Raw genomic sequence first — 22629 nt, 5'->3', positions numbered from 1 at the left:
TGGCGCGCCCGGGCTCGGGGCTTTATCATCCAAAGCGGCGTCCTGGACGATCGACGTCGACGACCCGGGGAAGGGGCCGAATGGAACTTAAGGAAGCGTTGGTGCAGATCACCGAGATCCGCGCCCAGATGGCGCGGTCCGAGGTGTTCCGGGGGTATCGGGCGGTGCCCGCGGCCTTCTCGGGCGTGGTCGCGCTGACGGCGGCGACGGTCCAGGCGGTCGCGCTGGCCGACCCGATCCAGCGCTACCCGGCCTACCTGTCGCTCTGGATCGGCGCGGCGGCGGTGAGCGGGACGTCGGCCGTCATGGAGATGCTGATCCGGGCCCGCAACGCCGGCTCCTCCCTGACCCGCGAGCAGACGGCGCTGGTGATCGAACAGTTCGCCCCTTGCCTTGCGGCCGGCGGGCTGACGACCCTCGTGCTGACCCGCACGGCGCCGTCGCTGGTGTGGCTGCTGCCCGGCCTCTGGCAGATGTTCTACAGCCTGGGGCTGTTCGCGACCTCGCGGCTGCTCCCCCGGCCGATGACGGCGGTGGCGGCCTTCTACGCGGCGACCGGGGCGGCGACCCTGGCGCTCGCGCAGGGCGATTGGGCGCTGAACCCGTTGGCGATGGGGCTGCCGTTCGGCGTGGGGCAGTTGCTGACCGCCGCCGTGCTCCGCCGCACCCTGGAGCGCGATCATGACCCGGCCTGAGTCCCCCATCGACGAGCCGACCGGGCGCTTCGCCTACGACGGCCTGGAGCGCATCTTCCACGAGAAGGCGCGGCTGGGGATCATGACCTCCCTGGTGACGCACTCGCGCGGGCTGGTCTTCGGCGACCTCAAGGACCTCTGCCAGCTCACCGACGGCAACCTGAGCCGGCACCTCCAGATCCTCCACGAGGCCGGATTCGTCGAGATCTGGAAGGGCTTCCACAAGAAGCGCCCGCAGACCCTCTGCCGCGTGACCGAGGAGGGCAGGCGGCGATTCCAGGAATACATCAACGTCCTGGAGACCGTGGTGCAGGACGCGCTCAAGGCGGCCTCCGCCCCGGCCGCCGGCCCCAAGTCGGCCGAGGGCTGGTCCCCCGTCTGACCGCCCGGCCGAGATCCCCCGACGAGAGGCGACGTCCATGCCCGCGGAACTCTGGCGTCCGTCGCTCGACCTGGCCCTGCACCGCAACCGGACGCGCCCGGAGATGCGGCTGGTCCAGCTCGCCACCGTCCGCCCGGACGGCGGGCCGGCGATCCGGACGGTCGTCTTCCGGGGCTTCCTGGACGACGTCCGCCGGCTGATCTTCACGACCGACTCGCGAAGCTCCAAGCGCGCCGAGATCGAGGCCGACCCCCGGGGCGAGATCTGCTGGTATTTCCCCGAGTCGCGCGAGCAATTCCGCGTCTCCGGGGTCCTGGAATTGGTCGGGCCCGGCGAGGCCGACCCGGATCTCGGCCAGGCCCGCGACGACCTCTGGGCCGAGCTGTCCGACGAGACGCGCGCCAGCTTCACCTGGCCCACGCCCCGCGAGCCCCGCGACGACATGGCGAGGTTCGCGTCGCCCCCCCCCTCCCCCGAGACGCCGGCGGAGAACTTCCTCCTCATGATCCTGACCGCGACCGCGGTGGACCACCTGGAGTTGCGGGCCATCCCCCATCATCGCTGGATCTACGAGGCCGACGCCCACGGCCGCTGGACGGGCCGCGAGGTCAATCCCTGACCCCGCGTCCCCCTTCGGCTCAGGGTCGCTTCTGGGAGAGCATCCAGTCGATCGTCGCCGGGTCGTTGTAGGCGCGATCCCAACTGTTGTGCCCCACGCCGCGGTACTCGGTGTAGTCCGGGTTCGCCCCGGCGGCGCGGAGGGCCTCGATCATCGCCCGCATCCCCAGGTGGAGGCGGGGAAAGTCGGCGTCGCCGACGAAGGCGCGGATCGGCAAGTTCTTGAGCTTTTCCGCGTCGTCGGCGCGGCCGGGGCCGCAGATCGGGACGAGCGCCGCGAACCGCTCGGGGTTGGCCGCGGCGATGCTCCACGTCCCCATCCCGCCCATCGAGAGGCCGGTGAGGACCACCCGATCCGGGTCGACGTTGAACTCCTTCGTCGCCTCGTCGAGCGCCTGGAGGGCGGCGTCCGCGTCCTCCGACCCGGCCTGCCAGGTCTGGCGGGCCTGGGGGAAGACGACGACCGCCGGCACTCCACCGCGGCCGACGATCGCCGGCCCCAGCCCCACCTGAGACTGGATCGTCCCATCCTCGCCGCGCTCGCCGGCTCCGTGCAGGAACAGGATCGCGGGCTGGCTCTTGGAGCGGTCGAGCCCCTCGGGGACGTACACAGTGTAGGCGCGGGGGCCCTGCGGCGTCTCGAGCCGGCGGACGTGGAAGCCCGCGCCCCCGCCCTCGTTGGGCGTCGGCACCCTCTGGATCATGATGTCCTTGAACTGGACCTCCATCGGGTCGCCGGAATGGACCTGGAGGGCGATGAGCCCGTCGCGGGCGACCGACTCGTCGGTCTCGCGATAGTCCACGGAGGTCACGCCGTTGAGCTGGATCGTCACCCGGTCGCCCAGGCAACGGATCATGAAGTGATTCCACCCCGACTTGTTCAGCCGGGCCAGCGCCTCGGGCGAGGCGTTCACCAGCGTCTTGTTCCGGCGCGACTCGTCGTACAGGCTCCCCCAGTAGCCGTCGCCGATGTCGGCCTGGTAGCCGGACATCTCGGTGCCGGGGACGCGGACGCTGCGGAGCTGCACGCCGCTGTTCCCCTTGCCGTCGACCACGCGGAAGGAGAGCGACAGGACGAAGTCCCGGTACGACTCCTTCGTCGCGAGGAAGACGTTGTGGTCCAGCTGGCCGCACTTGCCGACGATCATGCCGTCGCGGGCCGACCAGATCGTCTCGTCCCCTTCCCAGCCGGTCAGGTCGCGGCCGTTGAACAGCGGGACATACCCGGCCGTCTCGACGATCGGGGGCAGGCCTTCGAGCTGGCGCGACCAGTAGGTCATGATGGCGGCGTAGTAGGTGGCCCCGAGGTTCCCCTCCCCTTCCGGCGTGTTGGAGTACAGCCCGTTCTCCTTGCGGCAGCCGGCGATGAACGCCCGCAGGGCGTCGAGGTCGGGCCGCTCCTTCAGCAGGACGAGCGCCCGCAGCACGCGATACGAGCTGGCGAGGTCGGACGGCCCGTCCACCTTCGACCACCCGCCGTCGGGGCGCTGGCCCGACTTGATGGCCTCGACGGCCGCGTCGCGATCCGCCAGCTCGGCGCCGGCCCGGAGGACGGTCGCGGCGACCGTGCCGGCGACGAACGCCTGGCCGGGCCCCTCGGGGTAGGTGCCGTCCGGGTTGGCCAGCTTGCGGATCTGGTCCAGCCAGCGCGCCTGGTCGTCCGACTTCCCGCCGACGGCCTCAAGCCCGGCGATCGCCATCCGGACCTGCTCGTCTTCCCTGGCGTGCTCGCCGAAGAACGCGACCGCGGAGTCGACCAGCTCCTTGTCGGCGATCTTCAACTCCCCCGCGGCCAGCAGGCCGATGGAGGTCGCCAGCGACTCGGGCTCGCCCCCCGGCTTGGGGGCGAAGCCCTCGCCGGCGCGGCACGAGCGGACGTACTCGATGCACTTCAGCACGTCGGGGATGGAGCCGCCGACATACTTCAGGATGCGGACCGCCCCGCTGGTGGAGCCGAGCGTCGACGCCTCCCCCGGCGCGGGGGCGAAGCCGCCGTCGGGATTCTGGAGCGACGCGACGTAGGCGGCCGTCTGGGCGAGTTCGGCGGGCGACTGGCCCCGCGACTCGGTCGTCGCGACCAGCGCGATCATGGCGAGGGCGACGAGGGAAGGCAGGCGTCTCATGGCGTTGGGGGCTCCTGGGAGGATAGTCGCCGGGGCGGCCGGGCGGGATCGGCCGGGACGACCCGGGCGCGTCCTCAGTCTGCCGCGCCGGCGGGGGTCGGGCAACGCCGTGCCCCGGCGGTCCCCCATCACCGGACCGCCGCGCCGTGGCTTCGTTCGCGCGCCGAGGGCTCCGGGGAAATCGGCGTTAATCGCTACCCGAACTTGCCTTGCGACGCAATCAAGTTGGCTTCGTTCGTCATTTTCGAAGTGATTTCCTCGCGTCGCCCGCGCCGCTCGCGAGAGCAAGGGCTTCGATCCGACGTCTTCCCACCTCGCGGGGGAGGACAGGCCGGGAAGCGGTCAGGAGAGGGGGCGGCCTCTCGCGCGACGGAGGAGCGATCCGCCGTCGCGCCGGGGAGCTTCCCCGCTTCCCTTAGTCCGATTGCAACTTGTCAAGGAACGGGAGCATCGAACACTCGTATGCTCCGCGGCGGGAGGCGTGGGATTTCACGTTTCTGGATTTATTCCCGGAGCGCTCGACCTGACCCGCGACGCGCGATTGGGCAAGATCGACCGAAGGGGCCGGCGATGGCGTCGCCACGGATCCTCGTCTAAGATGCACGGGACGCCCAGGGAGCGAAGCCGAGATCCCGCCGGAGAAGCCGCCCGATGAACAGCCCGTCCGTACCGTCGCCCTCGCCTCGTGGAATCGCGCGGCTCGCATGGTCCTTCGCCCTCCTTGTCCTCGCGGCGCTGCCGCAATCGGCCCTCGCCGCGGAGGATCTCGGCTTCCCCGAGGCCTACGCCGTCAAGGGGGCGAAGCTGTTCATCGCCCCCGGCAACGTCGTCGACGACGGCGTGCTGGTCATCCGGCGCGGCCTGATCGAGGCCGCCGGCCCCGCGGCCGACGTCGCCGTGCCGTTCGACGCCGAGGTGATCGACGGCAAGGGTCTGGTCGTCTACCCGGGGTTCATCGACCTGTTCACGTCCGCCGGCCAGCGCCAGGGCGTGGAACGGTCGATCACCGGCAAGGGCCGTCCGGTGGATCTCTCCGAGACCACCCTCGCCGCCACGCCGGACGACAACCGCAAGGGGCTCACCCCCGAATTCCTCGCCGCCGACGCCCTGGAACTGGGCGACTCCCTCGCCGAGCCGCGCCGGAAGCTCGGCTTCACCGACCTCCTTTCGGTCCCCACCGGCGCCATCGCCACGGGCCGGAGCGCCCTCGTCAGCTTGACCGGCCAGCCGCGCCGCGACGCCCTGTTGAAGTCCCCCGTCGCCCTCCATATCGAAGTCGCGCCTCCGCGCGATCCCTCGACGGGGAGCGGTCAGCCGGCCCAGGGAGGCCCCCGTGGGCGCGGCGCGGGCGGCTCGGAGAACCCGTATCCCCGCGTCTTGATGGGGGCCGTCGCCCACCTGCGGCAGGCGATGAGCGACGCCGAGCATCACGAGCGAATGCTCGCGTATCACAAGGAGCAGGGCGGCGCCACCGTCCCGGACGACCCCGCGCTCGAGGTGCTGGCCCAGGCTCGCGCGAAGTCCATCCCCGTCTGGTGGCAGGCCGAGACCCGCGACGAGATCCATCGCGCGCTCGACCTCGCCGGCGAGTTCGGCACGACGGCCGTCATCGTCGGCGGTCGAGAGGCCCACAAGGTCATCGATCGGCTCAAGGCCGAGAAGGTCCCCGTCGTCCTGCGGCTCGACTTCCCCGAGGAGCCGAAGACCCCGACCGAGGAAGAATACCGCAAGCGCCCAGACGCCCGGCGCGACGTGCCCCTGCGCGTCCTCGTCGACCACCACGAGCGCTGGAAGGAGCGCGTCGCGACGGCCGGACTGCTCGCGAAGGAGGGCGTGCCGTTCGCCATCGGGACCGAGGGCGTCGACAAGCTGGAGAACGTCCCCGCGCGGCTCCGCGCCCTGATCGCCCAGGGGCTCGCCCCCGAGAAGGCCGTCGAGGCGCTCACGATCTCCGCCGCCAGGCTCGCGGGGATGGAGGGTCGGCTCGGGACGCTGGAGCCCGGGAAATTGGCCCACGTCGTCGCCTTCTCCGCCCCCATCCAGGACGACAAGGCGAAGGTCCGCCATGCCTTCATCGACGGCCACAAGTTCGACCTGAGCCCCGTCGGCAAGCCCGACGGAGGGGAGGAGAAGAAGCAGGACGACAAGAAGCCCGAGGACAAGAAGCAGGACGACAAGAAGCCGGGGGAGAATAAGGAGCCGACCACGCCCTTCGTCGACGACCCGACCGAGCTGGACTCCGACCGCAAGCCCAGGATTCGCACCGGCGGCGACGTGTTCATCAAGGACGCCCTGATCGTCACCGGGACCAACGGGACGATCCCCAAGGGTTCGATCCTGATCGAGAAGGGGCGAATCAAGGCGATCGGCGCGGAGCTGAAGGCACCGGAAGGGACGGCGGTGATCGACGCGACTGGGCTGGTCGCGGCCCCGGGGGCGATCGACACGCATTCGCACATCGCGATCCAGGGGGGCGTCAACGAGTTCAGCCTGTCGGTCGTCCCGGACGTCCGGGTCAAGGACGTGGTGACCGGCGACGACGTGGCTATCTACCGCGCCGTCGCCGGTGGGACCACGGCCGCGCGACTGCTGCACGGCTCGGCCAACGTCATCGGCGGGCAGGACGCCGTCATCAAGTTGAAGTATGGGCTCCCCGGCCGCGACCTCATCGTCCGCGAAGGCCCCCAGGGGGTGAAGTTCGCCCTCGGCGAGAACGTCACGCGCACGCAGGGCCGGTTCCCGAACACCCGCATGGGGGTGGAGTCGGTCATCGCGGGCGCGTTCGAGGAGGCCATCGCCTACAAGAAGGCCTGGGCGGAGCACGAGGCGAAGGTCGCCGCCGGGGGGGGCCAGGCCGGCCCGCCGCCGCGCCGGGACTTCCGGCTCGAAGCCCTGCAAGCGATCCTCGACGGCTCCATCAAGATCCACAGCCACTGCTACCGGGCCGACGAGATCCTGATGCTCCTGCGGCTCGCCGAACGCTACGGCGTGCGGGTGCAGTCGCTCCAACACGTCCTGGAAGGTTACAAGGTCGCCGCGGAGATCGCGGCGCATGGCGCCCACGCCTCCACGTTCTCCGACTGGTGGGCCTACAAGATCGAGGCGTACGACGCCATCCCGTTCAACGCCATGCTCATGACCCGGGCCGGCGTGTCGGCCTCGATCAAGAGCGACTCCGACGAGCTGATCCGGCACCTCTACCACGAGGCGGCCAAGATGGTGAAGTTCGGCGGCGCGACCGAGGAACAGGCGCTGGCGTTCGTCACGATCAATCCCGCCAAGGAACTCGGCCGCGAGGATCGGGTGGGCTCGCTGGAGGTCGGCAAGGACGGCGACGTCGCCCTGTTCAACGGCCACCCGCTCGACGCCTTCTCGCGCTGCGAGATGACCCTGATCGAGGGGGAAGTCTACTTCCAGCGCGACCCGGCCCCCCGCCCGGGCGACCACGCCAGGATGCCCGGCGTCCCCGGCGCGGGCGATCGCGCCCCGCTCGGGTTCACCCCGCAGCCGAAGCAGGCCTACGCCCTGGTCGGCGCGAGGCTCCACCCGGTCTCCGGGCCGACGATCGAGGACGGCGTCCTGGTCGTCCGGGACGGCAAGATCGAGGCGATCGGCCCCGCCGGCACGCCCGTCCCCCCCGAGGCCCAGACGCTGGAGGCGAAGGGCCTGGACGTCTGGCCCGGCCTGATCGACGCCGGGACGACCGTCGGCCTGGCGGAGATCGGCAGCCTGCGGGAGACCCTCGACTTCGCCGACGCCGCGCGGTACCAGCCCGAGCTGCGCGCCGCCGTCGCCCTCCGCGCCGACAGCGAGCACGTCCGGACCACCAGGGCCAACGGCGTCCTGGCCGGGCTGGTGGAGCCGTCCGGCGGCGTCATCTCCGGTCAGGCGTCGCTGGCGAACTTCGCCGGCTGGCTCCCCGGCGAGATGGCGTTCGTCGACGCCGCCGCCCTCTCCGTCAACATCCCGCGCCACGTCCAACGCCCCCTCGGCGCGCGAGGGGACGAGCCCGACCCCAACGCCCGTCGTCGGGAGCAGCTGGACGACCTTAAGGAGCAGTTCGTCAAGGCGAGGCGGTACGCCGAGGTCGTCGCCGAGGCCGGGGAGAAGGGCCTCCCCGCGCCGAAGGTCGACGCGAGGCTGGCGGCGCTCGCCCCGTACGCCAGGGGGGAGAAGCCGGTGATCCTCCACGCCGACGCGCGGACGGACATCCTCGACGCCCTGGCGCTGGCGAAGGAGCTGAAGCTCAAGGCGGCCATCTCGGGCGCGGCCGACGCCTGGAAGGTCGCCGGCGCGATCAAGGAGGCGGGCGTCCCCGTCCTGGTCGCCGGGACGATGAACGTGCCGGGCCGGGAGCACGAGCCGTATGACGCCCCCTACGCCAATCCGGCCAGGCTCCACGCGGCGGGCGTGACGTTCGCGATCCGGTCGGCGCCCGGGGCCTCGTCCCCCCGCAACTCGCGGCTCCTGCCGTTCGAGGCGGCCATGGCGTCGGCGTTCGGGCTGCCGGAGGACGAGGCGGTGAAGGCCGTCACGCTGTACCCCGCCCAGATCCTCGGGATCGGGGATCGGCTGGGCTCGCTGGAGGTCGGCAAGCGCGCGAACCTGGTCGTGACCTCCGGCCACATCCTCCAGGCGACGACGCCTGTCCACCTGCTGTTCATCGACGGCAGGCCGGTCGAGCCGACCAGCCGGCACACCGAGCTTTACGAGGAGTACGGCCGCCGCCTCGACGAGGTGAAGGGGGGCCGGGCGCCGCTGGGCCTCGATCGGCCGGCGGCGGGGGGGGCGGGCTGAGAGAGGGAGGCGCCTAGCGCCGGGCGAGGACCTCGCCCGGCGCTGGGGGCCTCACAGGTCTTCGTCGGCGGCGAGGCCGCAGTGGACGGCGTCGGGATCGGGGGTCGCCGGGGGATTCCAGGCGCGAGGCTCCGCCCCGCCGGGGGTGTGGGCGGCGAGGATCCGCCCCAGCGCGGCCCGATGGTCCGCCTGGCTGACGTACTCCGCCACGCCGAGCCTGTAGAGGAGCGTCGCCTCGTCCACCCGGTAGTGCTTCGCCACGATCACCACCGGGATCTGCCGGGTCTGGACCGAGTCCTTCCACAGCAACTCCTCCAGCCCCTCGATCCGGGCCGTGTCGTCGGCCCAGTCGACGACGACCGTGTCGGGCTTGGTACACCCCAGCAGGTGCGCCGCCTCCGACATCGTCTCCGCGACGATGAGCCGCCAGCGGCCGGCCTCCGTCAGGGCGGGTCGCATGGCGACCAGCCATTCCGCATCTTTCGTGACCGCGAGGATCGTCGTGCCCTTCATGACCCGTCCTGCATTCTCGTGCTGTAGAGCAAGGCCAGCTAGCCTGGGCGACGCCAGGCGGTGGGGCGGCGATTCTAGGTCCTCGTCGCCATCTTAGGGGAACGCAAAATCTCGGCCGTGACGACGAGATTTCTCGGCGATTTTCCCGAAGCCGGCCCGTCCATCCATGTTCCACCCTGGCCGTTCGGCGTCGAAGTATCGCCGAACACGACCGTAGCACGCTCAGGGGAAGAGTCTAAGACATGGGAACTGGTTTGTAGATACGTCTCCGCGATTTTCCCCCCGGGCGATGCCCCGCGGCCATGGTTGGGGCCATCGCGCGCCCGGGACATTGATTTGGTGCAACACGGCGAGTCTTTTTCGCGTCAACACGCCCAATCGAGCATGCGCCCGCGAGACCGCGCATGGCGTGCGAAACGCGCCCGCGGGGTTCCCGAGGATTGCTTCGAGGCGCGCGAACGGTCACGATCGGGGGCCGCCCATGGGGCTGGTTGCCTACACGAAATCCCACCGAGGAGACCAAGGGTCATGGCCAGAGGAAGAATGCGACGATTCGCGACGGTCGCGGCGGCGGCGTGCCTGGGGCTGCTCTCGCCCGCCTCGCGGGCGATCGCCGACGACGGCGACGCGCGGGGCCTGCGCATCGAGTTCGTGGACGTGCAAGGCGGGGCCGCGACCCTGATCGTGACGCCGGAGGGCGAGAGCATCCTGGTCGACTCCGGCTGGCCGGGCGAGAACGGCCGCGACCCCGACCGGATCGTCCGGGCGCTGAAGGCCGCCGGCCGCGAGCGGATCGACCACCTGGTCACGACCCACTGGCACATGGACCACTACGGCGGCGTCGCCGGCCTGGCCGAGCGGGTGGAGATCGTCCGGTTCTGGGATCGCGGCCTCCCCGAGGACGGCCCCGGCGGCGACTTCCCCGACGGGCCGAAGGCCGACGACCCGCTCGCGATCGCCTATCGCGAGGCCTCCCGGGGCAAGCGGACCGCCCTGAAGCCCGGCGACAAGCTCCCCCTGCGCGGGGATATCTCGGCCGTCGTCCTGGCGGCGTCGGGCGAGACGATCGCCGCCCCGGCGGGAGCGGCCCACAACCCGCGCTGCGAATCGGCGCCGGCCGACCACCAGCCCGACCGTTCCGACAACGCGATGAGCATCGTGCTGAAGTTCCGCCTCGGCGACTTCGACTTCCTCGACTGCGGCGACCTGACGTGGAACATTGAGAAGAACCTGGTTTGCCCGGTCGACCTGGTCGGCGCGGTCGACCTGTTCCAGGTGACCCATCACGGGATGGACATCTCCAACCATCCCACGTTCCTCGCGACGATCGCCCCGACGGTGGCCGTGACGAACAACGGCCCGCGCAAGGGGGGGGCGGCGGCGACGTTCCATCGCCTCAAGTCCCTGCCGTCGGTCCGGGCCGTCTACCAGCACCACCGCAACGCCCAGACCGGCGACGAGGATAACGCCGATCCGTCGATGATCGCCAACGTCGACCCGGCCGGCGGCCGCAACATTCGCGTGACGGTCGCCCCGGACGGGAAGACCTACGCGGTGCAACTCGGCGACGACGGGCCGGGGCGGACGTTCGAGTCGAAGTGAGCCCCGCGAGCGATCAGGCCGAGGCGGCTTGCGAGCGGGCCGCCTCGGGCCTCGCCCCCTTCTTGCGGGCGATCGGCTGGTGCTTCCAGCGGCGATGGAGCCAGAGATACTGCGAGGGGTCCTGCCGGATCAGCTCCTCCAGGGCGCTCGTGTAGCGCTGGGTGAGCAGGCGGGCGTCCTCGACCCCTCCGGTGAACTCGCCGGGCTCGATGATCTGGGCGCACCGCAGCTCGTAGCGGAAGCCGGGCCCGATCCGGCGGGCGACCCCCACCACCACCGGGGCCTGGTGCTCGATCGCCAACAGCGCGATGGCCTTGTGGGTGGAGGCGGGCCGGCCGAAGAAGTCGACGAACATGCCCCGCTGGCCGGCGTCCTGGTCGGCCAGCATCGAGAGCGGCCGGCGCGACTCCAGCACCTCGACGATCTGGTCGTAGCCCCCGGCCTTGGGGATCATCTTCTGGCCGGTGCTCTCTCGGAACGACTTGAGGTAGCGTTCCAGATAGGGATTGTCGAGCGTCCGGGCCACCGACCACGTCGGGAAGCCGAACAGGCCGAAGAGGTAGCCGGCGATCTCCCAGTTGCCGTAATGGCCCGTCAGGAGGATGACCGGCTCGCCGGAGATGAGCCTGTCGAGCACCGGCGCGTGCCCGGCGAGCTCGATGTACTGGCGGTAGTTCTCCAGCCGTATGCGCTTCGGCGTGTGGAAGATCTCCATCAGCATCATGCAGAAGTGCCGATAGACGCCCCGGACGGCCTGGTCGCGCTCGGCCTCCGTCATGGAGTCGCCGTACGCGAGCCGGAGGTTCTCCATCCCGACCAGGCGATGCCGCTTGTCGACCGTGTAGAGCAGCCAGGCCAGCCCTCGCGCCAGGGCGTACGACTGCCGGATCGACATCGACTGGACGACGAAGACGAGCGACCGGACCACCAGGTAGACCAGGTAATCCAGCCAGGGCCGTTGGACTTTCTTCCGTGCCATCTCGAGGTCGCTCCTTGACGCTCGGCTGAGGGAGGCCGCGAGTATGGCCCGAATCCGCCGAGGCGTCAAGGTTCGCCGGCCCCCCCTCCCCGCCGGAAGACGGGCCCGTCCGGAGGAGGCGAGCATCCTCATGCCAACGCATGTTGGACCTATCCGCATTTTCGGTGGGCTCTGACACGCGACGCGCGGCGTCCTCGCTCGTCGGTGGCCCCCGTGTGGTCGCCGGCGTACCGTGGGAAGGGGGAGCGATTCGGCCCGATCCGCCTCGTCAGGTCAGCATGAAGGTGCCCACGCCATGATCTCGCGCCTCGCCCCGACGATCGGCCTCGTCCTGATCGCGTCGCTGGTTGCGCGAGCGACTCCGCCCCAGGACGCCGAACGACCTCGACTGATCGTGCTGACCGACATCAGCAGCCTGGTCGCCGGGGAGGCCGAGCCCGATGACGGCCAATCGCTGATCCGACTGATGCTCTACTCGAACGAGTTCGACATCGAGGGCCTCGTCGCCTCGTCGAACCTGGGCCACGGCCAGAGTGTCCGGCCCGAGTTGATCCGGCGCGTCGTGGACGCCTATGGCATGGCGCGGCCCAATCTCCTCCTGCACGACGACCGCTACCCGCCCGCCGATGACCTGCGGGACGTCATCAAGGCGGGGCGGCCGGTCGCGGGTCCGAAGGTCCCCGTCGCCGACAGCGTGGGGGACGGCAAGGACACCGAGGGGTCGCACTGGATCATCCGGGTCGTGGACTCGCCCGACCCCCGACCCGTCTGGGTCGTCATCTGGGGCGGCTCGGCGGACCTTGCGCAGGCGCTCTGGAAGGTTCGTCGGGAACGCGGTCCCGAGGAGTTGGGCCGCTTCCTGGCGAAGCTCCGGGTCCACTCCATCGGCGACCAGGACTCGACCGGCCCGTGGATACGGGAGCAGTTCCCGGAGCTGTTGACGATCGTCCAGCGGAGGGCCTACCGGGGGATGTACCGGGGCGGCGACGCCGATCTGGTGTCTCCCGCCTGGGTGCGGGAGAACATCCATGGCCACGGGCCGCTCGGTGGCCTCTACCCGGACTACGACGGCGGCGACATCTGGTCGACCGAGCTTGGCCCGGTCCGTGGGATCAAGGAGGGTGACTCGCCGTCGTTCCTCTCGCTGGTCCCCAACGGGCTGTTCGACCCGGATCACCCCCGCCTGGGGAGTTGGGGCGGGCGGTTCGAGGGCGAAGGCGAGCGTTTGCACGACGTGGCGGACGCCGACCTCGACACCTCGGGCGACCCGGACCCCCGGATGTCCTCGGTCTACCGCTGGCGACCGGCGTTTCAGGCCGACTTCGCCGCCCGCCTCGACTGGTGCGTCAAGCCTTTCGCCGAAGCCAACCACCCGCCGACCGTCAGGATCTCCGGGGACCGGGAGCGGGACATCAAGGTCGGCGGCGAGCTGACCATCGACGCCGGCGGCACGACCGATCCGGACGGCGATGAGATGGACTTCGCCTGGGACGTCTATCCCGCTGAGACCGGCCTCGCGGGCATGATCCGCGTCGAGGGCCGGGACACGAAGAGGCCGAGGCTCGTCATCCCGCCGGCTATGGCGGGCAAGACGGTCCCGGTCCTCATCTCCGTCACCGACCGTGGCCGCCCGAGGCTGACCCGGTATGCGCGCGTCCTCGTCAAGGTCGCGGCGGCCGAGTGAAATCACCGCCCTTCGCTGGCCCGAACGAGGTGGATCGGCATCGCATCCTCACGCCGACGGCGGGTCGTCGGCCAACGGCAGGGTGACGGCGCGGCCCTCGCGGGCGGAGCGGTAGATGGCGCGGATGATCTCGACGGACTTGCGGCCCTCGCGACCGTCGACGACGGGCTCGGTGGACTCGTCGATGGCGCGGAGGAAATCGGCGATCTGCTCGCGATGACCCAGGTGGCTGATGCCGCGGGGGTCGCTCGCGCCGGAGTTCCCGGCGGAACGGCCGGCGATGGCCGCCAGGATGATGTTGTCGCTGGGGATCTTCTCCTGGAAGTCCCACAGGGTCACGTCGTCCTGCTCGACCCGCGCCGAGCCGCGGTCGCCGTGGATCTCGATCCGCTTCGAGAGGCCGGGATAGGCGCTCGTGGCCGCCTGGATCGTCCCGAGCGCCCCGTTCTTGAAGCGGACGCTGGCGACGGCCGTGTCCTCCACCTCGATGCGGACGTGGGCCAGGGTGGCCGCGTGGGCGACGACCGACTCGACGTCGCCCATCAGCCAGTAGAGCAGGTCGACGTTATGGATCGCCTGGTTCATCAGCGCCCCGCCGCCGTCGAGCTTCCACGTCCCGCGCCAGCCGCCGGAGTCGTAGTACTCCTGCGTGCGCCACCACTTGACGTGGGTGTCGCCGAGGGTCAGCCGTCCGAAGCGGCCCGCCTCGACGGCCTCCTTGACGCGGGCGTTGGCGGGGGAGAACCGCGAGGGGAAGATGGCGCAGAGGCGGACGCCGGCCCGATCGCAGGCGTCGATGATGGCGTCGCAGCGCTCGAGGTTGATCTCCAGCGGCTTCTCGACGATGACGTGCTTGCCCGCCCTCGCCGCCTGGACGGCCGGCTCCATGTGGGCGCCGCTGGGGGTGCAGACGCAGACGACGTCGAGGTCGGGCCGGCGCAGCATCTCGGCGAGGTCATCGTAAGTCTGGCAGGAGTGCCCCGCGATGCCGGCGATCTTCTCCGCGTTCGAGCGGTCGCGGCTGTAGGCGGCGACGACCCGCGCCCCGTCGATCTCGTTCACGGCGTTGGCGTGAAACTCCGCGATCATCCCGCAGCCGATGATCCCGATCCCGTGTTCGGCCATGGCTCCCCCACCTTTACCTTTCAGACGAGACGGATCTCGGCGATCTTCCGCTTGCCCACCCGGACGATCAGGCCGTCCTTCACGTAGATCAGCGCCTTCACGTCGGTGACGGCCTCGCGGTTCGGCCCGACGTTGAAGCCCCCCCCCTCGATGTCGCGGCGGGCGTTAGACGTGCTGGAGGCGAAGCCGATCTCCTTGATGAGGTTCGGCGCGGAGATGCGGCCCTCGGCGTCGAGCTTGTCGGCCGCGAGGTGGACCACCGGGATCTCCAGCGGGTCTTCCCCGGCCGAGCGGCGGCGGAACGCCTCGGCGGCGCGGTCGGCGGCCTCCCGCCCGTGGTACTGCTCGACGATCGCCTTGCCGAGCGCCTCCTTGGCGTCGCGAGGGTTCGCCCCCTCGGCCAGCAGCTCCTTGACGCGCTCCTCGGTGAAGTCGGTCAGCAGGGTGAAGTACTGGGCCATCGGCTCGTCGGGGACGCTCATCACCTTGCCGAACTGCTGCTCCGGCGACTCGGCCACGCCGATGTAGTTCCCCAGGCTCTTGCCCATCCGTCGCGTGCCGTCGGTGCCGACGAGGATCGGCATCGTCATGGCGATCTGCGGCTCCTGGCCCCGCGACGGCTGCAACTGGCGGGCGACCATGAGGCTGAAGAGCTGCTCGGTCCCGCCAAGTTCCACGTCGGCGTTGATCTCGACCGAGTCCCAGCCCTGCATCAGGGGGTAGAGGCACTCGTGGAGGTAGACGGGCTTCTCGGCGGCGATGCGGTTGGCGAAGTCCTCCCGGGCGGATATCTGGCCCAGCGTCATCCGACGCATGAGGTCCAGCACGTCCAGGAACTCCCACTTGCCGAACCAGTCGCCGTTGTGGTGGACCTCCGCCTTCTCCAGGTCGATGATCCGCCCGACCTGCTTCAGGTAGTCTCGGGCGTTCTCGGCGACCTGCTCCTTCGTCAGGGCCGACCGGGTCTCGTCGCGGCCGGAGGGGTCCCCGACGAGCGCGGTGTAGTTGCCGATGATGATGACGGCCGTGTGACCGAGGTCCTGGAACTGCCGCAGCTTGCGGAGCGGGACCGTGTGCCCGAGGTGGACGTCGATGCCGGTCGGGTCGATGCCGTACTTGACCCGCAGGGGGCGGTTTTCCCGCGCCGAGCGATCCAGCTTCTTGAGGAATTCCCCCTCGGGGACGATCTGATCCACGCCGCGGCGGAGGATCTCAAGCTGCTCTTTGACGTCCAGCATCGTTTCCATCCGGCTATAGGGTCGGGCCGCGCGCCCGGTCGGGGCGGCCGTCGATCCGCCGATTCTAGAGGCCGGGGGCCGGGCGCACAAGGTAGCCCGAGGGCGCAAGGGTTGCTAGGATGAGCCGTTCGGATCGGTATCGGCTTGCGCCCAGGCACCGCCGCGAGGCCCCATGACGTCGCCACAAGTCCAGTCCTCCTTCCTCCTCGTCGTCTCGATGCTCCTCCAGATGATCATCTTCGGGATGGTCGCGGCGTGGCTCTGGGCCGGCGCGCGCCTGCTCGGGGGCCGGGGGCTCCCCCGGGTCGAGCCGTTCGCCCCGCCGCGACCGGCGACGTGGGGGCCTGGGACGCTCCTGGCGCTGTTCGTCGCCTACTTCGCCGCCCAGATGGCGGCGTCGACCGTCTATCAGGCGGTCGTCGGCGTGGACCTGGCCGAGGTGTCGTCCCGGTACCTGGCGGAGAACGACGGCCCCGTCGTCGATCCGGCCGAGGGGGGGGAGGGCCAGGACAGGGACCGACGCTCCGCGGGCGACGCCACGCACCTCATGGGCTGGAACGCGACGTCCAGCCTCCTGTACCTGGCGGCGTTCCCGTGGATCTTCCGGCGCGTCTCCGGGGCGAGGCTGGCCGACCTGGGGTTCGTCCGCGAACGTCTCGGCGAGCAGGCACGGGTCGGGATCGTCGCCGCGCTGCTGGTCTCGCCGGCGGTCTACGCCATCCACGCCCTCGCGGCGCGGGCGTTCCCGCGCCAGGCCCATCCGGTCGAGCAGATGCTGACGACCGAGTTTTCGCTGTCGACGGCGGCGATCTCGCTGCTAGGGGCGGTCGTGCTGGCGCCCATCGTCGAGGAACTGGCCTTCCGGGGCGTGCTTCAGGGCTGGCTTGTCCGCGTCTCCCGGGGCCTATCCGGCCGCGATCGCACCGACGAATCGGCGGCCGAATCGGGCCCACGCGGGGCGATGCCGGGGGTCGTCCTGGCCTCGGCCCTGTTCGCCGCGATCCACTCGCCGCAGTGGCCGGCGCCCATCGCCCTCTTCCTGCTGGCCCTGGTGATGGGCCTGGTCAAGGAGAAGACCGGGAGCCTGACGGCCGCGATCGTCATCCATGCGCTGTTCAACGCGACGAGCACCCTGGGGATGCTGTTCGCGCAGCTCGGCGGCGGGCGCGACCCGGCCGTCCCCCCCCCCGCCGGCTGGCTGTCCTGGCTGGCGGCGATGTTCATCTAACGGCGCGAGAAACGTCGCTTTCCCGACGCGTGCGGGGATCTGGAAATCAGCGCCCCGAGGGCGCGATTTTAGTGGACGCCGGGGGCGGCGACTGATAAGTTTTTTCGAAGATGACGCGGCTCCCCGGGGCCGGTGCCCGGCGGGCGGCGTCGTCGGCCTTCGCGGCCCGCCGCGAGGACGCCGGCTGAAGTGGTGGCCGGATTCGTCCGATTGTGTTACGGTTCGCGACCGTCGCGGTTCGCCGGCCGGTCCCCCATCGTGCGGGGGGGCGGGCCGGCCGGGCCCGTCGGGTCGCGAGCGGCGGACGACGAAGGAGTCGGGCCTCCCGCCATGCATGGCGAGGCCGCCGGGGATCGGGATCCCGGGCGGTCCAACGGAGTGGGGAAGCGTCGGCGCGCGGTTCGCGCCGGCGCGAGCGTCCTTTCGGGAGTTTGGTCTTCGATGAGCGACGACAGTAGCAGGCAGACGACCTCGACGGAGCCGGGATTCGAATGGGCCGGGGCCGTCGCCCGGGTCCGCCGCGGCGGGAAGTCGCCCCGCGCGGGACGCCGCGCCGCCCTCCTGGGGGCGCTGACCGCCGCCTACGCCAACACCTCCCGCAACGGTCGCGCCGCCGACCGGACCGCCAACGGACGCTGAGGTCCCGCGGCGACAAGCCGGCCCTCGCGCCGGTGCATGAATCCGATCTCGCCGAGCCATCCCCCGGACACGCGCCCGGGGCGAGAGGTTCGGCGAAGTTCGTCCCCGCCCCGACATCCCCGCCCGAGAAAGGCCCCTCCGATTTCCAGCGACCTTTCGGCCGACGCGATCGAGGCCGAGTATCTCTTCCGCGACTGCGTCCTGACGGTCAGGCGCGGTCGCCCGCTCCCCATCGGGGCCGTCCCGCTGGCGAACGGGGTCAACTTCGTGGTCGTGTGCCGCCACGCCACCGCCGTCTGGCTCGTCCTGGGCGACCCGACGACGCGGGGGTTCGAGACCGAGATCCAGCTCGATCCCCGCCTCAACCGCGCCGGCGACCACTGGCATGTCCGCGTCGACGGCCTGCCGCTGGAATTCTGCTACGGCTATCGGGTCGACGGCCCGTCCGGCGGCGGATTCCGGTTCAATCCGCGCGCGACCCTGCTCGACCCGTGCGCGCGCGCGGTGTCAAACGGCGGGGCCTGGGGCGAGCCGTCCTCCAGCCCGAGGCGCAGCCTGGTGGCCGAGGAGATGATCGAGCGCGAGCCGGTCGTCGCCCCGGAGACGCCCCTGGAAGACACCATCATCTATGAGCTGCACGTCCGCGGCTACACGATCGACCCCAGCTCCGGGGCGCGGCACCCCGGGACGTTCGACGCGCTTGCGGGGAAGATCGGGTACCTGCGCGAGCTGGGCGTGACGGCCGTGGAGCTGCTGCCGGTCGACGAGTTCGACGAGACCGACTGCGCCTACGTCAACCCGCTGACCGGCGAACGGCTCCTGAACTTCTGGGGCTACAACACGATCGCGTTCTCCGCCCCCAAGGCCACCTACGCCGCGAGTCGCGGCTCGTCCGGCCCGTGGCGGGAGTTCGGGGCGATGGTCGACGCCTTCCACGAGGAGGGCCTGGAGGTCGTCCTCGACATCGTCTTCAACCACACGGCGGAATCCGACGAGAACGGCCCGACCTACAGCTTCCGGGGGCTCGACAACCCGCTGTACTACATGCTCGACGAGAAGGGGAACTACCTGAACTTCTCGGGCTGCGGCAACAGCTTCAACACCGACCACCCGGTCGTCCGCAACTTCCTGCTCCACTGCCTGCGGCAGTGGGTCGCCGAGGCGGGGGTCGACGGCTTCCGGTTCGACCTGGCCTCCGTCCTGGGCCGGGATCGCCGGGGCGACGTGCTGATGAGCCCCCCCACGATCAACCGGATCTCCGAGGACTCGCTCCTCTACCGCACCAAGCTCATCGCCGAGCCCTGGGACGCGGGGGGGCTCTACCAGGTGGGCACGTTCCCCGGCGGGGCCCGCTGGTCCGACTGGAACGGCCGCTATCGCGACGACGTCAGGCGCTTCTGGCGCGGCGACCTGGGGATGACGTCGGACCTGGCCACCCGCCTCTGCGGCAGCGACGACCTCTACGCCGGCCGCGGGCCGCTGCATTCGATCAATTTCGTCTGCTGCCACGACGGCTTCACGCTCTGGGACCTCGTCTCTTACGACCACAAGCACAACGAGCCCAACGGCGAGGGGAACCGCGACGGCAGCGACGCCAACTTCTCGTGGAACTGCGGGGTCGAGGGCCCGACCGACGACCCCGAGGTGCTGGCCATCCGCCGGCGGCAGGTCCGCAACCTGATGGCGACCCTGCTCCTCTCCCAGGGCGTCCCGATGATCCTCGGCGGCGACGAGTTCCTGCGCACCCAGCGCGGGAACAACAACGCCTGGTGCCAGGACAACTCGATCAGCTGGGTCGACTGGACGCTCGCCCGGGACAACGCCGACTTCCTCCGGTTCACCCGGAAGATGATCGCGCTGAGGAAGGCCCATCCGGTGTTCCGCCGGCGAACGTTCTTCGGCGCGACGGGGGGGACGCCCGAGATCCTCTGGCACGGCCTCCAGCCGGTCCGGCCCGACTTCTCCCACGAGAGCCGCGTCCTGGCGTTCGCGCTCGACGGCCGGCGTTGCGACCGGCAAGGCGTGATCGATCGCGACTTCTACGTCGCCATGAACGCGGGGCCGGAGGACCGGGAGTTCCTGATCCCCGCCTCTCCCTCGGGCCGCGGGTGGCGTCGGGTGGTCGACACCGCGCTCCCCTCGCCCGACGACATCAGCGACGTCGACGCCGGGCCGACTGTGGAAGTCATGTCGACCTACGACGTCCGAAGCCGGTCGATGATCGTCCTGGCGTCGCAAGCCTGAGCGGCCGGGGGCCGCCGGGCGGCGGGACGGCCACCAGATGGGCGTGAGCTCCCCGACAAGGACTCGAACCTTGAACCTAGCGGTTAACAGCCGCTCGCTCTACCGATTGAGCTATCGGGGAATGGTGAAGGCGGGGGCCGTCGGTCGCGTGGGCACCGACGGTTCGGAGCGGAGGCCGGTTGTTAATCGGCCTCAGCTCCCCGACAAGGACTCGAACCTTGAACCTAGCGGTTAACAGCCGCTCGCTCTACCGATTGAGCTATCGGGGAATGACGTCAGGAAGGATACCGGGACTGGCCCCGCGACTCAAGGGCAATCGGGGCGATTTCCCGGCGCGGGAGGGGGACGCCGGGGAGTCGTCCCGACGCCGCCCCCGCCGCGGGGTCGGCGCGCCTTCGCGTCGTCAGGAGGACGGCGCGTCCTTGGCGTGCTGCTGGATCGCCTTCTCCAGGATCCCGACGATCAGGGCGTTGAGCGAGGCCTTCTCCTCCTTCGCCCAGCTCGCGAGCTGCTCGTGGAGGACGGGTGGCATGCGGATCTGGAAATGGACGACTGTCTCCGGCATCGGATCGACTCCTCGGAAGTGGGAAGGGGTGCGAGCTTGAAGTCGCGGTCCTCCGCTGTCGCGGCGCCGGGGCCCCGGCGCGAGCCGGGGCACACGAGGTGATTGTACCAGGCGCGCCGCCCATCAATCTGGAAATTTATCGGCGGAGGTCGATAGTTCCGCTGGCGTTCTATTCTGTGGGTTCGCGGCGTGGATGCAAGGCCTTTTCTGGAATTAGGTTAGAGATCACGCTCGGCGGGCCCTACCGTCGATCGATGCGGTACGACCCATCGGGAACCCTTAATGGAGATGGACTTGTTGATGGTGTCCATCCAAACGCGAGACCCCTCGCGGCCCGAGGGCGCCGCGAGGGGTCCGCTTCATCCAGGGGCGACGGCCCGCGTCACGGGGCCTTGTCGAGGTCCCGCTCGGCGGCTTCCTGGGCCTTCTGGTCCTCGGTCTTGGGCTTGGGCTCGGTGAGCCGGCGCAGGGCCGGGGCGTTGACCCCCTCGGGCTGGCCGACGATTGGCACCGTCATGTCGTAGCCGAGGTAGGCCAGCAGCCTCCCCAGGCCCATTGGCCGGATGCCCAGCAGGCGGGCCTCCTTGACCATCTCGCCGTACCGCTGCTGGAACAGGGCCTCCTCGGCGACGGAGCTGTCGGACTTGCTTTCAAAGGCGTCGCGGAGGGGGGGACGCTCCTTCGGGTCGTCGGTGACGTACCAGGAGATCAGGGCGCTGAGCTTGCCCGACTCCTTGCCGGAGTTCGGCGGCGGGAGGTCGTACTCGACAATCCCGCCGGCCGACTCGATCATCCGCTTGAGGTCGTCCCGGTCGTCCCGGCCGTCGCGATTGACGTCGATCTTGCCCAGGAGGGCGAACTTCATCGGCTCGTTGGGGGACCAGGTGGGGGAGTAGACGATGTCGCCGATCCGCATCGGCTCGATCGGGCTGGCGGTCCGCTCGATCCGGGCGACGCTGTACTGGTCGCCGACCTGGGTCAGGACGATGTTCCCCTTGGGCCGCTCGGTCGGGATGCCGGGGGCGTCGGCGTCGAAGATCGTCATCTTCATCTGCGGCCGCGCGCCCTGGGAGCGGGTGATGTTGACGTGGACCGTGTTCGAGCCGAAGTCGACGTAGGTGATCTTGCCGTCGGGGCGGTCGAGGATGTTCTCCTTGCGCTCGGCCTGGTCGCGGATCTCGCGGATGATCCCGGTGAGCTGGGCGATGCGGGTGGCGTCCTCGTCCTTGACCTGGCGGAGCTGGGTGGTCAGGTTGGCGATCTCGGTGCGGGCCTGGTCGAGGTCGGTGGTGAGCTGGTCGACCTTGGTGAGGAGGATCTGGCGCTCCTGCTCGTGCTTGGAGTGCTCGGACTCCAGGTCGGCCTTGGCCTCCTCGGCCGACTTCGCCTGGACGTCGATCTTCTGCTGGGCGACGCTCGTGGCCGACTCCAGGTTCATCTTCAGGGCGTCCTGGTGGGCGGCCAGCTCGGCGTCGACCAGGGCGAGGTTCTCCATCAGCTCGACCATGCGGTCGAGGCCGGAGATGTAGTTCTTGTTCGGCTCCTTGCGGAAGGACTCGACGGCGAGGCGGGCCTTCTGGACGGCCTCCTCCAGCTCGGTCCCCCGCGCGCCGGCGGCCTGCGCCCGCGCGGCGGCGGCGTTGACGCTGTTCACGACGCCGGCGAGCCGCTCGTCCACCTTCTTCAGGTGGGCCGCGATCTCGGCCTTGGCGGGCTCGTACTCGGTCGCCCGGGTGCCGACCGCCTTGCGGATGTCGTCCAGGTTGCTCAGCGCGGTGTCGGCGTCCTGGCGGGCCTTGTTCGCCTTGTCCGCCTCCGAGGCGAGCAGGCCCTCGGACCTCGCGTAGGAGGAATAGAGGAAATACGACGTCACGGCCAGGATCACCGTGAGCGTCACGAAGACCGCCACGGCGATCTTCAGGCCCTGAGATTCATTCGATGACGCGGCCATGGATCGGGACTCCCTCGGAGCGGATCTGAGGCGACGGCGCATGCAGTCGGCCGGTTTGGAGATACTATGTCACATGGGCGGGGGGGCGGCGAAAATCGCGCCGGGAAATCTCCCCCCGACGATTCAGACGGAACGAAATTTCCGGGTGCGCCAGGGTCCGCGCGCCCGGTTGGGGGGGCGGCCCCGCTGGAGAACCGGCCCCGTGGGGCCGACAAAGACAGGAAGGGCGAGGGGGCGGGCCGGCAC

Annotated in this window: 16 protein-coding genes and 2 tRNA genes; 9 read left to right on the top strand and 9 right to left on the bottom strand. The window is 70.3% G+C overall.

Annotated features, from left to right (window positions below):
- Positions 1-80 precede the first annotated feature (80 nt).
- Genes WG209_RS18280 through WG209_RS18270 form a run of 3 tightly spaced genes read left to right on the top strand, consistent with a single transcriptional unit; the run spans position 81 to position 1696 of the window.
- A complete protein-coding gene (locus WG209_RS18280; protein WP_337176518.1) occupies positions 81-695 on the top strand; it encodes a hypothetical protein in 615 nt (204 codons plus the stop codon).
- Positions 682-1077: a transcriptional regulator gene (locus WG209_RS18275; protein ID WP_337176517.1), complete on the top strand. Its 396-nt coding sequence runs from the start codon at positions 682-684 to the stop codon at positions 1075-1077. Before WG209_RS18280 ends, WG209_RS18275 begins: the two co-directional genes overlap by 14 nt.
- Before the next feature lie 37 nt (positions 1078-1114).
- The gene (locus WG209_RS18270) at positions 1115-1696 is read left to right on the top strand and encodes an Npun_F5749 family FMN-dependent PPOX-type flavoprotein (protein ID WP_337176516.1); all 582 of its coding nucleotides are present in this window, start codon (positions 1115-1117) and stop codon (positions 1694-1696) included.
- A 19-nt stretch (positions 1697-1715) separates the two neighbouring features.
- Here the strand turns inward: WG209_RS18270 and WG209_RS18265 are convergent, their stop codons facing one another.
- Positions 1716-3818 (bottom strand): family 16 glycoside hydrolase, encoded by a 2103-nt coding sequence (locus WG209_RS18265; protein WP_337176515.1) that lies wholly within the window; start codon positions 3816-3818, stop codon positions 1716-1718.
- A 651-nt stretch (positions 3819-4469) separates the two neighbouring features.
- Between WG209_RS18265 and WG209_RS18260 the strand changes: the two genes are divergently transcribed.
- A complete protein-coding gene (locus WG209_RS18260) occupies positions 4470-8615 on the top strand; it encodes an amidohydrolase family protein (protein WP_337176514.1) in 4146 nt (1381 codons plus the stop codon).
- 51 nt (positions 8616-8666) lie between these two features.
- Here WG209_RS18260 and WG209_RS18255 read toward each other — a convergent pair whose 3' ends face one another.
- Positions 8667-9128, bottom strand: coding sequence for a hypothetical protein (locus WG209_RS18255; RefSeq protein ID WP_337176513.1), 462 nt, complete (start codon positions 9126-9128; stop codon positions 8667-8669).
- Positions 9129-9656: 528 nt separating this feature from the next.
- Here WG209_RS18255 and WG209_RS18250 point away from each other — a divergent pair.
- Positions 9657-10730: an MBL fold metallo-hydrolase gene (locus WG209_RS18250; protein WP_337176512.1), complete on the top strand. Its 1074-nt coding sequence runs from the start codon at positions 9657-9659 to the stop codon at positions 10728-10730.
- A gap of 13 nt (positions 10731-10743) precedes the next feature.
- Here the strand turns inward: WG209_RS18250 and WG209_RS18245 are convergent, their stop codons facing one another.
- Entirely contained in the window at positions 10744-11709 is a 966-nt protein-coding gene (locus WG209_RS18245; RefSeq protein WP_337176511.1) for a lysophospholipid acyltransferase family protein, read from the bottom strand.
- Positions 11710-12004: 295 nt separating this feature from the next.
- Between WG209_RS18245 and WG209_RS18240 the strand changes: the two genes are divergently transcribed.
- Positions 12005-13393: a nucleoside hydrolase-like domain-containing protein gene (locus WG209_RS18240; RefSeq protein WP_337176510.1), complete on the top strand. Its 1389-nt coding sequence runs from the start codon at positions 12005-12007 to the stop codon at positions 13391-13393.
- Between the two features lie 48 nt (positions 13394-13441).
- Here WG209_RS18240 and WG209_RS18235 read toward each other — a convergent pair whose 3' ends face one another.
- Positions 13442-14518, bottom strand: coding sequence for a Gfo/Idh/MocA family oxidoreductase (locus tag WG209_RS18235; protein ID WP_337176509.1), 1077 nt, complete (start codon positions 14516-14518; stop codon positions 13442-13444).
- Positions 14519-14538: 20 nt separating this feature from the next.
- Entirely contained in the window at positions 14539-15756 is a 1218-nt protein-coding gene (tyrS, locus tag WG209_RS18230) for a tyrosine--tRNA ligase (RefSeq protein WP_337176508.1), read from the bottom strand.
- Between the two features lie 172 nt (positions 15757-15928).
- Here tyrS and WG209_RS18225 point away from each other — a divergent pair, with 172 nt between their 5' ends.
- From WG209_RS18225 to WG209_RS18215, 3 genes are all read left to right on the top strand, one after another.
- The gene (locus WG209_RS18225) at positions 15929-16984 is read left to right on the top strand and encodes a CPBP family intramembrane glutamic endopeptidase (RefSeq protein ID WP_337176507.1); all 1056 of its coding nucleotides are present in this window, start codon (positions 15929-15931) and stop codon (positions 16982-16984) included.
- A gap of 441 nt (positions 16985-17425) precedes the next feature.
- Positions 17426-17623 carry a hypothetical protein gene (locus WG209_RS18220; protein ID WP_337176506.1) on the top strand — a complete coding sequence of 66 codons (198 nt, stop codon included), beginning with the start codon at positions 17426-17428 and terminating at the stop codon, positions 17621-17623.
- 36 nt (positions 17624-17659) lie between these two features.
- A complete protein-coding gene (locus WG209_RS18215) occupies positions 17660-19867 on the top strand; it encodes an isoamylase (RefSeq protein WP_337176505.1) in 2208 nt (735 codons plus the stop codon).
- 48 nt (positions 19868-19915) lie between these two features.
- Here the strand turns inward: WG209_RS18215 and WG209_RS18210 are convergent.
- From WG209_RS18210 to WG209_RS18195, 4 genes are all read right to left on the bottom strand, one after another.
- A tRNA-Asn gene (locus WG209_RS18210) sits at positions 19916-19988 on the bottom strand.
- Between the two features lie 75 nt (positions 19989-20063).
- Positions 20064-20136, bottom strand: a tRNA-Asn gene (locus tag WG209_RS18205).
- Between the two features lie 134 nt (positions 20137-20270).
- Positions 20271-20432: a toxin-antitoxin system HicB family antitoxin gene (locus WG209_RS18200; RefSeq protein ID WP_337176504.1), complete on the bottom strand. Its 162-nt coding sequence runs from the start codon at positions 20430-20432 to the stop codon at positions 20271-20273.
- Positions 20433-20814: 382 nt separating this feature from the next.
- On the bottom strand, positions 20815-22383 hold the full coding sequence (locus tag WG209_RS18195; protein WP_337176503.1) for a hypothetical protein: 1569 nt from the start codon (positions 22381-22383) through the stop codon (positions 20815-20817).
- Positions 22384-22629: the final 246 nt, after the last annotated feature.

This window comes from Paludisphaera sp. (genome assembly GCF_037189885.1).
Lineage (GTDB): Bacteria > Planctomycetota > Planctomycetia > Isosphaerales > Isosphaeraceae > Paludisphaera.
Note: the sequence above shows the minus strand (reverse complement) of the source record. Positions and strands in the feature narration are given on the sequence as shown.